Genomic DNA, 12,824 nt, shown 5'->3' with positions numbered 1-12,824 from the left:
GATGCGGTACCTGCGCGTCGCGGTCCACCAGAAACCGGCCGTGCGACACCCGATGCACCAGTTCGTCGTCGAACAGGAGGGGTACACCGTCTCGCGACTGATCCAGTACAACACGGCGCTGGACGACGAGCCGGCGTTCCTGTTCCACGTCGACGGCGACCCCGACCCCTACGAGCCCATCCTCGAAGACGTCGAGAGCGTGTCGACCTACGAAATCTCGCGATGTCCCGACGACACCTTCTACCTCTACGTCCGCGAGACGATCCCGGAACACAGTCAGGACTTCGTCGGCGCGTTCACCCAGCCGGGGCTGGTGGGGCTGATGCCCGTCGAGTACCGCGCCGACGGCACCGTCCGGCTGACCGCCGTCGGTCCCGCCGAGATGCTCCAGACCGCCGTCGACGAGATGCCCGAGGGGATGGACGCCGAGGTGCTGGAGGTCGGTGAGTACGACGCCCGCCGGCTCGACGCCGGCAGCGACCTGACCGACCGCCAGTTCGAGGCCGTCCTCGCGGCGGTCGACTGCGGCTACTACGAGACGCCCAGCGAGGGCAGCGTCGAGGACGTGGGCGACCGCCTCGACTGTGCCCCCGGCACCGCCGCCGAACTGCTCCGGCGCGCCGAGCGCTCGGTCATGAAGAACGTCGCCTCGACCGGCCCGTTCTGAGTCGTCGCGTCCCGTTCGATTCGTGGTGCGAGCGTATCGGTCGTTTCGGGTGACGTTGGGTTGGAAAGAAATCGAGAGACAGCGACCGCAGTCGACGGTACACGTTGAAAGCCCTCGGCGCGCTCGCTCACGGGTCGTTGCACTCCCCGTTCGCATGCCGAGGCGCTCGCTTCGCTCGCGCCTCGCACTCGCGGTCGCTGCGCGGGATATCCGCGCTCTCAGCACGGCCCGCGCGGATAGTGGCCCGCTCAGGCGACTATCGGCGCGAGCACGCCTCGCCCTTTCAGTCCACCAGGAGAGCAAGCTCTCCTGAGCCTGCGCTCACACGGTTCGCGCAGACACCAGGGACAGCACAGCACCGCAGACGGCCACGACCCTCCCCAACCGATTCGCTCGCCTTCGGCTCGCTCATCCCTCGCGCGACTGTTTCGAGCGGCCCGCCAGGTGGCGGGCACGCTCGACAGCGCACGCCGGCCGCACCGCTAACGACCACACCTGTACTGATCACTGGCGCCCCGGTGGCCGAGATTTATAACCATCGGCTGACAACTCCACGCTACCGATGAACCGAGCGACGCCGATCGAGGCTCACGGGCGGCGCGACTGGGTGGTTCGCGCCTACGGGCGCGCAGTCGCCCGACTGTTCGCCGCGCTGGTAGTGACGTTCTCGCTGTACCTGTCGGCCGGCTTCCCGAGGGTGGCGATCGCCATGCCGGTGTCGCCGCTGGAGCCGCGGCTCGCGGCGGAGTGGGCGCGCCTGTTCGGCTTCGACGTGGCCCAGCCCGTCGTCTTCCAGTTCCTCGACTTCCTCGTCTCGCGGTTGACGAGCCCGCTGGCCGTCGGGCCGTTCGTCGTCGCCGGTGTCGTCGCGCTCGCGCTGGACGCTCGCGGTCGAGCCTGACGAACGCAACCGATTTGCCGACGCTGTGCCAACCTCGGATATGAGTCTGGCCGACCGGGACTGGCGGTTGATCACCGAAGAGTCCCGACCGGGGCCGCTGAACATGGCGCTAGACGAGGTCGCCGCCGAGTCGGCCGCCGAGGAGGGGGTCCGAACGCTGCGGGTCTACCGCTGGGAACCCAGCACGCTCTCGCTGGGCTACCACCAGGACCCCGCCACGATCGACTGGGAGTTCTGCGAGCGCGCGGGGATCACGGTCACTCGCCGGCCGACCGGCGGCGGCGCGATCTATCACGACGACTACGGCGACATCTCCTACTCCGTCGTCGCGCCGGCCGAGGAACTGCCCGGTGATCTGCTGGAGTCGTACGAGTTGCTCTGCGAACCGCTGCTCGATGCCCTCGAAGGCATGGGCGTCGACGCGCGGTTCGCCGACGAGGAGCGGCCGGCGGTGTACGAGCCGGCGTGTTACCTCCGGGCGCTCCACCCCGCTCACGACGTGGTCGCCGGCGACGACCGGAAGATCTCGGGCAACGCCCAGTACCGACAGAAGGACGCGGTCGTCCAGCACGGCTCGATCACCTTCGCGCGGACGACCGACCGACACCTGGACTGCTTCGCCGACCCCGACGTCACCGCCGAGGCGTTCGACGACCGCGTGACGAGCGTCCGCGAGCAGTCCGGAATCGACCGCGAGGAGGCCGTCGCGGAACTCGAATCGTCGCTCCGGTCGTGGGGAGATGCTCACGAGGGAACGTGGACGGACGGGGAACTCCCGCAGGCGCGCGAGCGCGCGCGCAAGAAGTACCGAGAGGACGGGTGGACACGCGACGGCGACGACCCGCTGTGAGGGCGGGGTCGCGGTCCGGGCCCGCTCCGCTCAGGCGTCGAAGCCGTCCTCACGGGTCACTGCGTTCCCCGCCCGGTACCAGTGGCTCTCAGTTCGTTCGAGCCACTCACTCCTCGAACCGGAAGGTGCCGTCCTCCTGGACGCGCTCGCCGTCGACCTCGATGTAGGAGTCCTCGCTCATGTCGACGATCATGTCGGTGTGGACGGCCGAGTCGTTGCCCTCCACGTCACTGTCGTCGGGGACGTTCTCCTCGATGGTGCGGCCCAGCGCCATGTGGACGGTGTCGCCCATCTTCTCGTCGAACAGCATGTTGTACGTGAACCGGTCGATGTCGCGGTTCATGCCGATACCGAGTTCGCCCAGCCGGCGCGCGCCGGGGTCGGTGTCGAGCATCGCGGCGAGCACGTCCTCGTTTTTCGCCGCCGCCGACTCGACGACCTCGCCGCCCTCGAAGACCAGCCGCACGTTCTCGACCTCCCGACCCTGCGCCATCAGCGGCATGTCGAACAGGACCTCCCCTTCGACGCTGTCGGGGATGGGCGCGGTGAACACCTCGCCACCGGGGAGGTTCTTCTCGGCGTAGTCGTTGACTGGGTTCATCCCGGCGACGGACATGGTCACGTCCGTGGTGTCGCCGGAGACGATCCGGACCTCGTCGGCACCGTCCAGGATCTCGACCATGTTGGCCTGGAACTCGCGCTGTTCGTCCCAGTCTTTCGTGACGGCGTCGTAGACGAACTCCTCGTAGGCTTCCGTGCTCATCTCGGCGTCCTGTGCGTTGCCCGACGCCGGGTACTGGGTGGCGACCCAGCGCTTGTCCGTGTAGGCCTCCTGGACCGGTTTCATGATCTGCGCGTACGCGGCGTTTTTCTCGGGTGCCACGTCGCCCGTCTCGTGGGTGTTGGTCGACGCCCGAACGCCAATGGCGGCGTCGATCTCCTCGACCATCGCCATGAGCGACGCCGGGGGGCCGTCGTAGTCCTCGGGGTCCATCGCGCGCTTGAACGCCCGCTGGCCGCGCGCGCTTCCCCCGAGCGCGACGCTGTGGGCGCCTCGCTCGGCGATCCGCGCTTCGAGCGCGACGATCAGGTCCTCGGCCACCGCGGGGGCGGAGATCAGCACCTCGTCGCCGGCCTGCAGGTCGATCGAGTGGTCGACGATGACGTCCGCGTGGTCCTCGACTCGGGGATCCATATCGGGGGGTAGGCCGCCGGCCCGTTAACGGTTCCCCGACCGACCGCTCCGCGCCGGCCGCGACCCGTCGAAGTCGGCGGGGGTGAGGTCGTTGCCCCCGATATCGAGGGTGACGACCCAACCGGCGCGAGCACCTACGGCGAGACGATGGATATCGCAGCCGACATCGCCGACGAAATCGGCGACACGCCGCTCGTGTGGCTGGACTCGTTCGCCGACAACCTCGCGGCCAAGGTCGAGTCGTTCAACCCCGCCAACTCGGTCAAAGACCGGATCGGCGCCGCCATGCTCGACCGCGCCGAGCGCATGGGCCACCTCGACGACACCGACCTGGTCGTCGAGGCGACCTCCGGCAACACCGGCATCGGGCTGGCGATGGCCTGCGCCGCTCGGGGCTACGACCTCGTACTGACGATGCCCGAGTCGATGAGCGAGGAACGGCGCGCGCTCCTCTCCGCTCTCGGAGCCGAGGTCGTCCTCACGCCGGCTGACGGCGGCATGGACGGCGCCATCGAGGCCGCCGATACTATCGCCGACGACCGGGGCGGCGTCCTCGCCAGCCAGTTCGAGAACATCGCCAACCCCGAGGCGCACCGCTCGACGACGGGGCCGGAGATCTGGCGCGACACCGACGGCGAGGTGGACGTCTTCGTCGCCGGCGTCGGCACCGGCGGGACGATCACCGGCGTCTCCGAGTACCTGAAAGAGGAGGCGGGCGCCGACGTGGAGAGCGTCGCCGTCGAACCCGCCGATTCACCGGTCCTCTCGGGCGGTGACGCCGGGTCGCACTCCATCCAGGGGATCGGCGCCGGCTTCGTTCCCGAGATCCTGCGGACCGAACTCGTCGACGAGGTCCGCACCGTCGACCACGAGCGCGCGGTCGAAACCACCCGCAAGCTCGCCCGCGAGGAGGGCGTCCTGACGGGCGTCTCCGCCGGGGCGGCTCTGGCCGCCGCGAGCGAGGTCGCTCGCGAACGCCCGGGCGACCTGGTGGTCGTCGTCCTCCCCGACACCGGCGAGCGCTACCTCTCGACGGATCTGTTCGAGCCGGCGACCGTCAGCCACTGGGAGGCCGGCGAGTCCGGCGAGGCCGCTCCGGCCGACGACTGACTCGGCGCTCACTCGACGCGGCCGACGGTGACGAAGAAGGGAACCGTCTCGGTGCGGACGTACGCCTCGTCGCTCATCTGGTCGACCACGTCGCGCCCCATCGCGCGCCAGGCCGAGCGCAGGTCGTCGTACTCCCCTTCGGAGGTTTCGCCGGAGAGGATCGTCTCGCGGTCGTCGGCCAGCCCCTCCCCGGTGGCTTTCCTGCGGGCGGTTTCGACGGCGGCCTCGGAGTACGGCGGCGCCACCACGCGCTCGTGGTCGTACCGGCGGGTCGAGACGACGTCCAGTCCGGCCGCCTCGAACGCGTCGCGAGCGCCGGCGCCCAGCGTCACGTCCGTCCCGACGCCGTCGAGGAATCGCTCGCGAGCGCGGCGAGCCAGCGGCGGCTCCGAATCGACGGTGGAGTCGACGGTGACGGCGCCGTTGTCCGGCTCGACGGCCGCGACCAGGTCCGAGGAGACCCGCGTGAACGCCTCGACCGCGCCGACCGGGTCGGGGAGGTTGATCAGCAGCGCCTGACAGACCACCAGATCGACGGCGTCGTCGACGAACGGGAGGCGCGTCGCGTCGGCCTGCACGACCGGGGCGACCTCGCTCGCCGCGGCGAGCAGTCGCGGGTCCGCGTCGGCGCCGATAACGTCGGCGTCGCTCTCCTCGGCGAGGACGCGGGTGAGTTCGCCCGTCCCACAGCCCACGTCGAGCACGCGCTCGCGGGTCGAGAGGTCGAGATCCACGAGGGCTGCGCGGGAGTCGCCCCACATCCCCTCGCGGGTGGTTTCCAGGTAGTCGGCGCTGAACTCTCGCACTGGGCGTTCGTTCGGCGTTCCGGCCGCATAGGCGCGTCGGTCGACGGCGAGCGATGAACACCTTCGGCGTGCTCGCTAGCTTTCGTGTCGACTGCACTCGACGGCAAGCGATGAAAGCCCTCGACGCGCTCGCGGTCGCTGAGCGAGATATCCGCGCTCTCCGCACCGCCCGCGCGGATAGTGCCCGCTCAGACGACTGAACTGAACGCGAGCGCGCCTCGCCCTTTCAGTCCGCCAGGGACCACAACCGCACAATACCGCGACCGTCCGCACAGCACCGCAGACGGCCACGAACCTCCCCAGCCGATTGCGCTTCTCGCAAGCTGCGATGCTCATCCCTCGCGCGACTTCGTCGCGCGCACGAGAGCGCGCTCCAGCGCGCGCCGACCGCACCGCGACCGCTCGTCGCAACCGCCTCCACACCGTATCTCGCCCGTATCGACCTCGCCGGACGGTTCAGTCCGCGGCGGCCGACCCCTCGACATCGCGCTCGTAGAGCCAGCCGGCGCCGAGCGCGTCGGCGATGGCCTTCGGGTCGTCGACGTAGGGGGCTATCAGCGACTCGGGCGTGTCGTCGTGCTCGACCTCGTCGGGGTCGGGGACGGTGAACTGCAGTTCCGGAGTCAGGTCGCCGCGGTCGAACTCGACGCTGGCGGTGTCGAACAGCCGGTCGACGAGGTCGGTCTCGACGGCCACGCGTTTCACCTCGTCGCGCTCGATCCGTTCCTGCGGTTCGTCGAACAGCGTGTCGTAGGCGACGAGGACGCCGTCGTACCCGCGGTACTCCAGCGGGCCGTACCGGAGGTAGCGAGTGATCGCCCGGAGCGTTCCGAACGCGAGGACGACGGCGATGGGCGCCAGCGCGAGTCGAAGCGTGAAAACGGCGAGGACGGCGGCGAAGGCGTAGCAGACGACGACGGTGCTGGTCAGGGTGTAGAGGGCGCCGCGGTAGAGCGCGTCAGCGACGGCGACCGAGCGCGAGGGGCGAGCGCGGACGACCGGCTCGCCGTCGGGTACGGCGACCGGCTCGGGTTCGATCTCGGTCTCCCTGCTGCCGTAGAGCCGGTAGAAGACGCCGCGTCTGTCCGGGTCGCGTTCGACCTGTATCGTCCGGAGGTCGTAGACGAGCTTGCCGGCCACGACCAGGGCGAGTACGACGCCGCTGTCGACGCCGGAGGAGCCGACGACGAACAGGAGCGTCCCGACGCCGAAGACGTACTTGAACGGGGCCAGTATCACGGACCGCGGGGAGTGGTCGCGGTAGCCGCCGTCGCGGAAGTAGTCCGTCGCGGTCTCGACGCCGCGGGCGGCGAACACGCCGACGCCGCCGAGCAGCATCTGTCCGGTGGTCTCGGCCGTGATCGTCGGGTCGGCGAGCGCGAACAGGAGGAACGCCGCGCCGAGCTCTATCGGCGCGAGGAGCGCGACGAGCACGACGAGCGTCGGCAGGTTCCGGAGGTACACGGGCGGGAGCGGTCCCGGGAGGTCGATCCCGCCGCGTTTGGCCTGGAGCGCGCCCAGCAGCCGATGGCCGTCCATCGCGTTGTTCGGGCGCTTGGCTGCGAAGGGGACCTTCACCGCCGCCCAGCACAGCACCGCCGCGAGTTCGAGGACGAACACGCCGAGGAGGACGGTGGTCGACCACCCGAACGCCAGAACGCCGACGGGGGCGACGGCGTTCGAGGCGACCACCGCGAGCGGCCCCGGGCGGCCGACGGAGGGGACTCGCATAGCCGAGCGTCGAGGGTCGCTCAGTTGAGGGTCACGGTTCCCGACGGAGCGCCGACGGGACGGGGAGTCAGACATATATGGGCCGGGCGAAAAGGGCGGACAACGAATGGGAGCGGACGAACCGGAGTTCGACCGTGGGGTGACACTGTGGGAGCAGGCTCGCGAGTACTTCGAGTGGTACCCGACCGCCGACGTGGACGCGTTGGTCGTCGGCGGCGGCGTCCAGGGACTCCTCGTATTGGACGAACTCGTCGACCGCGGGTACGCCGCGGCGCTCGTCTCGAACACGCCGCTGGGCGCCGGCCAGACCTTCGACTGGCCCGGAGTGCTGTCGAAGGGGTACCTCAACCCCGACCGCGCTCGTCGCGAAGCCGTCGACGAGCGGTGGCTGCCGTTCGCCGAGGACGCCCGCGTCCCCGTCGAGGGCGGCGAGTGGTACGTCGCCTCGACCGACTACCCCTACCGCCACCTCGTCGACCAGTGGGACGAGGCCGGCTACGAGTACGACGAACAAGGGGTCGAGGGGCTTCACGAGGTTTACCACGACGGGACCGTCTTCGCGAAGGGCAGCGGCGAGCACGTCGCCGCGGTCGAGGAGTACGTGATCGACCGCGAGGCGCTCGTCCGCGCGCTTGCGGCGGACCACGCCGAGCGCATCGTCGTCGGCGATATCACCGACGCGGCGTTCGCGGCCGGCGACGCGGCCGACCCGGCCGCACTCGACCGGCTCACCGTCGAGACGCATCAGGACCTGACCGTGCAGGTCGAACCCGACTACGTCGTCGCCGCGACCGGGACCGGCACGCACGGCTTCGTCGACTCGCTGGTCGGGAGCGAGTCGTTCCGCGAAGCCGGCGGCGACGGCGACGCGGTCCGGGCGTCGCTGGAGCCGGTGACCTACCGTAACCAGCTCGTCCTCGCGGTGCGCGGGCCGGCCGACGACTTGCCGGCCGTCGGCGCGTACCTCCCGCACAAGGGGATGACCGTCGTCCCGCGCCGGCACCGCTATCGCGAGGAGAACTACGTCACCTGGTACGTCACCAACGACTCCGCCGCCGAGGCGGTCGACCCCGAGGACACGACCGACGAGGCGATGGGGACGCTCGACCCCGAGAAGGTCGAGGTCGGCTACAACAAGCTGTTCGACCTCGTCCCGGCCGTCAAGAACCGCGCCGCCGGCGAGGCCGACCTGGAGTTCTACGCCTACGCGACGCTCCAGCAGCGCGTCGACGACGAGGCCGTCCCTCACGCCGAACCGCTCGCGGGGGTCGACAACGTCGGCGTCGCGCTGCCGTCCTGTGCGGCGGGCGTCTGGCGCGCGACCGACGACGCCCTCGACTACGTCGCCGACGCCGTCGACCCCAGCGGCCCCGCCGACGCGATTCCGACGGCGGGCGACCCGCCCTACGGACGGCTTGCGGACGACCGTCCCGGCGCTCGCTGGCTCGACTGGACGGCGCTGGGCGTTCGCTACCCGCGCGTGCAGAATCGGCCCGACGCGGTCGAGCGGTGACGAAAGGGAACGACCGTCGCCGATCCCGGCGACGGCGGTTGAGTGGAGCTATCCGGCGGTCAGTCCGTCAGTTCGCCGAACGGTCGCCGTCGACGAGTGTGACGTTGTCGCTGTCGACGGTTTGGCTGACGATCTCGCTGTCGTCGATCAGGGTGCCGTCTTCGACGCGTACCGACTCCTCAGCGAGGTCGGCGACGACGACCGTCTCGGGGCCGCCGTCGGGTGCGTTCGCGTCCATGTGGACGCGATCGCTCGGGTCGACCCCGCTGACGCTCAGGGTCACCGTCCCGGCCTCGAAGCGTTCGGCCAGCGACGCGACGGCGTCGTCGGCCTCGCGGACGAGCGAGCGGGTCCGCTCGCGCTCGTCGGCCGTCAGTTCGCCGTCGGGGTCGACGACCTCGACGGTGATATCGGATGTGTCGTCGTGGTGCTGTGCTACCGGTCGATCGGGCGTCCCGAGGTCCGCGGCGGCGACGGAGGCGCCACCGAGGGCGAGCGCCGCGACGCAGAGGGACGCGATCAGGGTCTTGCGTTTCATCTGTCTGTTCGCGTGACGCGTGCGCCGCGCCGGGCGGATCCCGGCGCGACACCGCGCCACGGCGAGTACACGTTGCTCGAAAGACCGGATATATCCCCGTTGGAAACGCCCGAAATCGCCGTTCGAATCCCGTTTCAGACGCATTTCACCGGAGGTAGACGACGTTTCCCATGCCGCGTCGCCTGCGTTCGAGGAGGTCCTTGCTCTCCAGCGTGTCGAGCGTGCGGCTGACCGTCGCCTTGGAGAACTCCGTCCCGGCGACGATCTCGGTCTGTGGGAGGGTACCCTCGGCGTCGAGCACGGTCTCGTAGACGGCTCGTTCGTTGGTCGAGAGTCGTCTCGCGGTCTCCTCTAGCTCTTCGCGGCGTGTTTCGACCAGGTCGTCGCTCGGTTCGGGTCCGGACGACCGCTCGGAAGCGGGCGAGTCGACGGCGGCAGAATCGCTCTCGGGGAGCGACGCGGTCGCGGCGCTGGCCGTCGAATTGACCGCGTCGGGGGTCGAACTGTCGCCGACGAGGAGGTACGTGCCGCTCGCGCCCAGTAGCGCGGCGGCGGCGGCGACGACCGCGACGTCTTCGGGGGTGAAATACGTCCCGAGTTCGGAGACGTTCGTCCCGTTCTCGCCGACGGAGACGACGACCGGGGAGGGGGTGATGAGCTGCACTGCGAGGACCACCGCGGCGGCGACGAACGCGGCCGCCGCGGCGAGTTGGCGTCGCTGGAGGGGCGGCATACGTTCCCGGCCATCCTCCCGCGGTCCCCTAATCCCATCGGTTCGTTTCCCTCTGAAACGCCCGTGAAAGACCGACGAAACGCGTTCCGAACCGCTTTCGGCGGAACGCTGATGAGGCGTTTCAGCCAACGGTCTACCGATGACCGACATCCGACTACGGGCGCTGGCGCTGGTCGCGCTCGCCGTGCTCGGCGGCGGCGCTGGCTACGCCGGGACCGCGCTGGGCGTCGCCGGGCCGCTCTCCGAAGCGGCTCCGGCCGGGGAGTTCCGCGTTTCGGACAGCGGCGTCACTCTCTCGGGGACGAACGGGACCGTCACCGTCGTCGAGAACATGACCGGGGTCACAGCCGTCGAGATGAGTGCGACCGACGACCGGCTGGCCGTAGAGACGACCGAGGGACCGCTCTCCCCGACGGACCGCGACCGAGCGAAGGCTATCGCCCGGAGCGACGAACGGGTCCGCCAGCGACTGGCCGAACTGGACGAGTACGAACTCACCGTCGAACCGATCTACGGGATCAGCGCCGACCGGGCCGGGTCGATGAACGTCTCCGTCGACGGGAACTGGACCGAGACGGGAGCGAACGGGACCGAGAGTGGAGGTACCCGGGCGTTCGAGGTCCGGAACGCGACGATCGAAACCGGAGACGGGTCGGTGACCGTCAGCGAGCAGTCGTACGACGGCCACGTCGAGGTCGAAATCCGGACCGCGACCGGCGCGGTAGCGTACGAAGCGCAGGTAGACCTCGAAACCGAGGAGGTGGTCGTCGTCACGGAGTAACCGTCGGTTCGGTCCGTCCACTAACCCCGGAACGGGCCACCTGCCACCGCCGCGCGGTCAGCCGCCCGGCCGGGACCTGGTTCGTCTTCCGTCGGCGCTCCGTTCGCTGCCGGTCACTCGGTATCTCGCAGTTCTCTGACTCGCTCGACGTTCCACGCGAAGCTCTTGCCGTCCTCGGTCGGGGTTTCCAGGACGAGCGGCACGTCCAGCAACTCGTCGTGGTTGAGGAAGGCGCGCATGCCGTCCTCGCCGATCTCGCCCTCGCCGATGTGTGCGTGTTCGTCCTTGTTCGTCCCGCAGGCGTGTTTGGAGTCGTTGAGGTGGACACACTCCAGATGGTCCAGCCCGACGGTCTCGTCGAACTCGGTGACGGTCTCGGCCACGCCCTCGGGCGTCGAGAGGTCGTAGCCCGCGGCGAAGGCGTGGGCGGTGTCGAGACACACGTCGAGGTCCTGACTCGACCGGTCGAGGACCTCGGCGAGGTGCTCGAAGTCGCCGCCGAGCTTCGTGCCCGAGCCGGCGTCGGACTCGACGAGGACGGTGACGCCAGCCGGAATCGATAGTTCGTCCAGCGCGCTGGCGGCGTTGTCGAGCCCGCCGTCGACGCCCGCGCCGGTGTGGGCGCCCAGGTGGACGTTGACGTACGGGATGTCGAGCTTCTCGGCGGCGTCGACCTCTTTTTGCATGGAGTCGACGGACTTCTCTCGGAGGTCGTCCTTCGGCGTACAGAGGTTGACGAGATACGAGGAGTGGATGACCCACGGCCCGAGGTCGTGCTCGTCGTTCAGGTCGCGGAACTCGGCGGCTTCGTCGTCGCCGACGTTCGGGTCCTGCCAGACCTGCGGGGAGTGGGAGAAGATCTGGCCGCAGTTGCCGCCGATCTCCAGCTGTTCGTCGACGGCGTTGGGGACGCCGCCTGCGATCGATGTGTGCGCGCCGACACGGGTCATGGCCGACCGCAGGGGGTCGACCGGCAAAGTCGTATCGGACTGCCGCGCGGCGAACGTCGCGGCCACGCGGTCCCGGACGCGGCCGCGACCCCGAGCGTCGGTCAGGCGCGCGTCCGTCGGCCGCGACCGTCGCCGTAGGCGTAGGCGAGCGCCAGGAACAGCAGCGTGACCAGCGACCAGGTGAGAGCGCCGAGGAGGATCGCCCACAGGAGCATACCTCGGCGTAGGTCGTCGCGGTCGATTGTTATGTACCGCTTGACCGCGGTCAGGCAGTGGTTTCGTCGTCGCAAGGGGTCGCTACAACCGGGGCGGTCCGACGGGAGACGCGGGAGCGCGGGACCGCGAGCGGCGCGGTCAGACCACGTCGCCGCGGACGGTGGCGCCCTCCTGCTCGGCGCGGTAGGCGCGCAGCGCGTCGGCGGCCTCTTCGGCCACGCCGGGCTCGGCGCCGAGCATCTCTAGGGCACCCGACAGCGTCGGGAGGACGAACTCGCCCTCGCGTAGCTTCTCGAACGCGTCCTCGCTGCGCTGCCCACCGTCGGACTCGTCCGACGAGCCTCGCCTCGGCTCAGCGTCCACCCATAGGCAGGCACCGCGAGGGTCGAGGATCTGCTCGTAGTTGCCGGTGGCGAGCGCGCCCTCCAGGCGCTGGGTGACGTTATCGTCGAACGAGGCGTTGCACACTTCGAGGTGGACGGGCTCGTCGTCGCCGACGAGGTGGGCGGCCAGGCACTTCTCGGGGGCGGCGTAGCCGTTGGCGTTGGTGCGGACGTGTTCGGTGTGTTCGGCTGCCCAGTCGGCTCGGACGGTCTCGCCGATGCCGTCGACGCCCAGCGCAAGATCGTCGGGGTCGGTGTCGCTGTCGTCGCCGCCGACGAGGATGTCTTTGGTGAGGTAGACGTCGAGGCGCTCGACGGGGTCGAGGCCGAGCGTCACGTCGCCGAAGACCCAGACCTCCCGGACGGGGACGGGCATGCGGTCGGTCTCGACGCGGGCGACGAGGTCCTCGACGCGGGCGACGGCCTCCTCACGGGAGAGGTCGGTCATCG

General features: G+C 69.9%; 13 protein-coding genes. 6 read left to right on the top strand and 7 right to left on the bottom strand.

Features of this window, described 5'->3' with window-relative positions:
• Position 1: 1 nt before the first annotated feature.
• From C475_RS00675 to C475_RS00665, 3 genes are all read left to right on the top strand, one after another.
• The gene (locus C475_RS00675) at positions 2-667 is read left to right on the top strand and encodes a helix-turn-helix domain-containing protein (protein ID WP_006881792.1); all 666 of its coding nucleotides are present in this window, start codon (positions 2-4) and stop codon (positions 665-667) included.
• 562 nt (positions 668-1,229) lie between these two features.
• Positions 1,230-1,568, top strand: coding sequence for a hypothetical protein (locus tag C475_RS00670; protein ID WP_006881791.1), 339 nt, complete (start codon positions 1,230-1,232; stop codon positions 1,566-1,568).
• Positions 1,569-1,608: 40 nt separating this feature from the next.
• Entirely contained in the window at positions 1,609-2,418 is an 810-nt protein-coding gene (locus C475_RS00665; RefSeq protein WP_006881790.1) for a lipoate--protein ligase family protein, read from the top strand.
• Between the two features lie 106 nt (positions 2,419-2,524).
• Here the strand turns inward: C475_RS00665 and C475_RS00660 are convergent, their stop codons facing one another.
• Complete coding sequence (locus tag C475_RS00660; RefSeq protein ID WP_006881789.1) at positions 2,525-3,613, bottom strand: aminopeptidase; 1,089 nt, start codon at positions 3,611-3,613, stop codon at positions 2,525-2,527.
• 147 nt (positions 3,614-3,760) lie between these two features.
• Here C475_RS00660 and cysK point away from each other — a divergent pair, with 147 nt between their 5' ends.
• Positions 3,761-4,723, top strand: coding sequence for a cysteine synthase A (cysK, locus tag C475_RS00655; RefSeq protein WP_006881788.1), 963 nt, complete (start codon positions 3,761-3,763; stop codon positions 4,721-4,723).
• A gap of 8 nt (positions 4,724-4,731) precedes the next feature.
• Here cysK and C475_RS00650 read toward each other — a convergent pair whose 3' ends face one another.
• Complete coding sequence (locus C475_RS00650; protein WP_006881787.1) at positions 4,732-5,529, bottom strand: class I SAM-dependent methyltransferase; 798 nt, start codon at positions 5,527-5,529, stop codon at positions 4,732-4,734.
• A 456-nt stretch (positions 5,530-5,985) separates the two neighbouring features.
• Complete coding sequence (locus C475_RS00645) at positions 5,986-7,260, bottom strand: DUF6498-containing protein (protein WP_006881786.1); 1,275 nt, start codon at positions 7,258-7,260, stop codon at positions 5,986-5,988.
• Between the two features lie 106 nt (positions 7,261-7,366).
• Between C475_RS00645 and C475_RS00640 the strand changes: the two genes are divergently transcribed.
• Positions 7,367-8,773 (top strand): FAD-binding oxidoreductase/lyase, encoded by a 1,407-nt coding sequence (locus tag C475_RS00640; RefSeq protein ID WP_006881785.1) that lies wholly within the window; start codon positions 7,367-7,369, stop codon positions 8,771-8,773.
• A 67-nt stretch (positions 8,774-8,840) separates the two neighbouring features.
• Here the strand turns inward: C475_RS00640 and C475_RS00635 are convergent, their stop codons facing one another.
• Positions 8,841-9,311, bottom strand: coding sequence for a hypothetical protein (locus C475_RS00635; protein WP_006881784.1), 471 nt, complete (start codon positions 9,309-9,311; stop codon positions 8,841-8,843).
• 145 nt (positions 9,312-9,456) lie between these two features.
• A complete protein-coding gene (locus C475_RS00630) occupies positions 9,457-10,044 on the bottom strand; it encodes a helix-turn-helix transcriptional regulator (protein WP_006881783.1) in 588 nt (195 codons plus the stop codon).
• Between the two features lie 139 nt (positions 10,045-10,183).
• Between C475_RS00630 and C475_RS00625 the strand changes: the two genes are divergently transcribed.
• Positions 10,184-10,825, top strand: a complete 642-nt coding sequence (locus C475_RS00625; protein ID WP_006881782.1) for a hypothetical protein — start codon at positions 10,184-10,186, stop codon at positions 10,823-10,825.
• Between the two features lie 113 nt (positions 10,826-10,938).
• On the opposite strand, the gene C475_RS00620 is transcribed toward C475_RS00625, so the two are convergent.
• Together C475_RS00620 and C475_RS00615 are read right to left on the bottom strand one after the other, a co-directional pair.
• Complete coding sequence (locus C475_RS00620) at positions 10,939-11,775, bottom strand: deoxyribonuclease IV (RefSeq protein WP_006881781.1); 837 nt, start codon at positions 11,773-11,775, stop codon at positions 10,939-10,941.
• Between the two features lie 354 nt (positions 11,776-12,129).
• Entirely contained in the window at positions 12,130-12,822 is a 693-nt protein-coding gene (locus C475_RS00615) for a DUF7095 family protein (RefSeq protein WP_006881780.1), read from the bottom strand.
• Positions 12,823-12,824 lie beyond the last annotated feature (2 nt).

It is taken from the genome of Halosimplex carlsbadense 2-9-1, from assembly GCF_000337455.1.
GTDB classification, from domain to species: domain Archaea; phylum Halobacteriota; class Halobacteria; order Halobacteriales; family Haloarculaceae; genus Halosimplex; species Halosimplex carlsbadense.
The sequence above is the reverse complement of the archived record's forward strand: the minus strand, read 5'-3'. Positions and strand labels throughout refer to the sequence as shown.

Bases quoted from the DNA above. Each gene is read 5' to 3' on its own strand.
- C475_RS00675 (WP_006881792.1), top strand. From the start codon at position 2: ATGCGGTACCTGCGCGTCGCGGTCCACCAGAAACCGGCCGTGCGACAC.
- C475_RS00670 (WP_006881791.1), top strand. From the start codon at position 1,230: ATGAACCGAGCGACGCCGATCGAGGCTCACGGGCGGCGCGACTGGGTG.
- C475_RS00665 (WP_006881790.1), top strand. From the start codon at position 1,609: ATGAGTCTGGCCGACCGGGACTGGCGGTTGATCACCGAAGAGTCCCGA.
- C475_RS00660 (WP_006881789.1), bottom strand. From the start codon at position 3,613: ATGGATCCCCGAGTCGAGGACCACGCGGACGTCATCGTCGACCACTCG.
- cysK (WP_006881788.1), top strand. From the start codon at position 3,761: ATGGATATCGCAGCCGACATCGCCGACGAAATCGGCGACACGCCGCTC.
- C475_RS00645 (WP_006881786.1), bottom strand. From the start codon at position 7,260: ATGCGAGTCCCCTCCGTCGGCCGCCCGGGGCCGCTCGCGGTGGTCGCC.
- C475_RS00640 (WP_006881785.1), top strand. From the start codon at position 7,367: ATGGGAGCGGACGAACCGGAGTTCGACCGTGGGGTGACACTGTGGGAG.
- C475_RS00635 (WP_006881784.1), bottom strand. From the start codon at position 9,311: ATGAAACGCAAGACCCTGATCGCGTCCCTCTGCGTCGCGGCGCTCGCC.
- C475_RS00630 (WP_006881783.1), bottom strand. From the start codon at position 10,044: ATGCCGCCCCTCCAGCGACGCCAACTCGCCGCGGCGGCCGCGTTCGTC.
- C475_RS00625 (WP_006881782.1), top strand. From the start codon at position 10,184: ATGACCGACATCCGACTACGGGCGCTGGCGCTGGTCGCGCTCGCCGTG.
- C475_RS00620 (WP_006881781.1), bottom strand. From the start codon at position 11,775: ATGACCCGTGTCGGCGCGCACACATCGATCGCAGGCGGCGTCCCCAAC.
- C475_RS00615 (WP_006881780.1), bottom strand. From the start codon at position 12,822: ATGACCGACCTCTCCCGTGAGGAGGCCGTCGCCCGCGTCGAGGACCTC.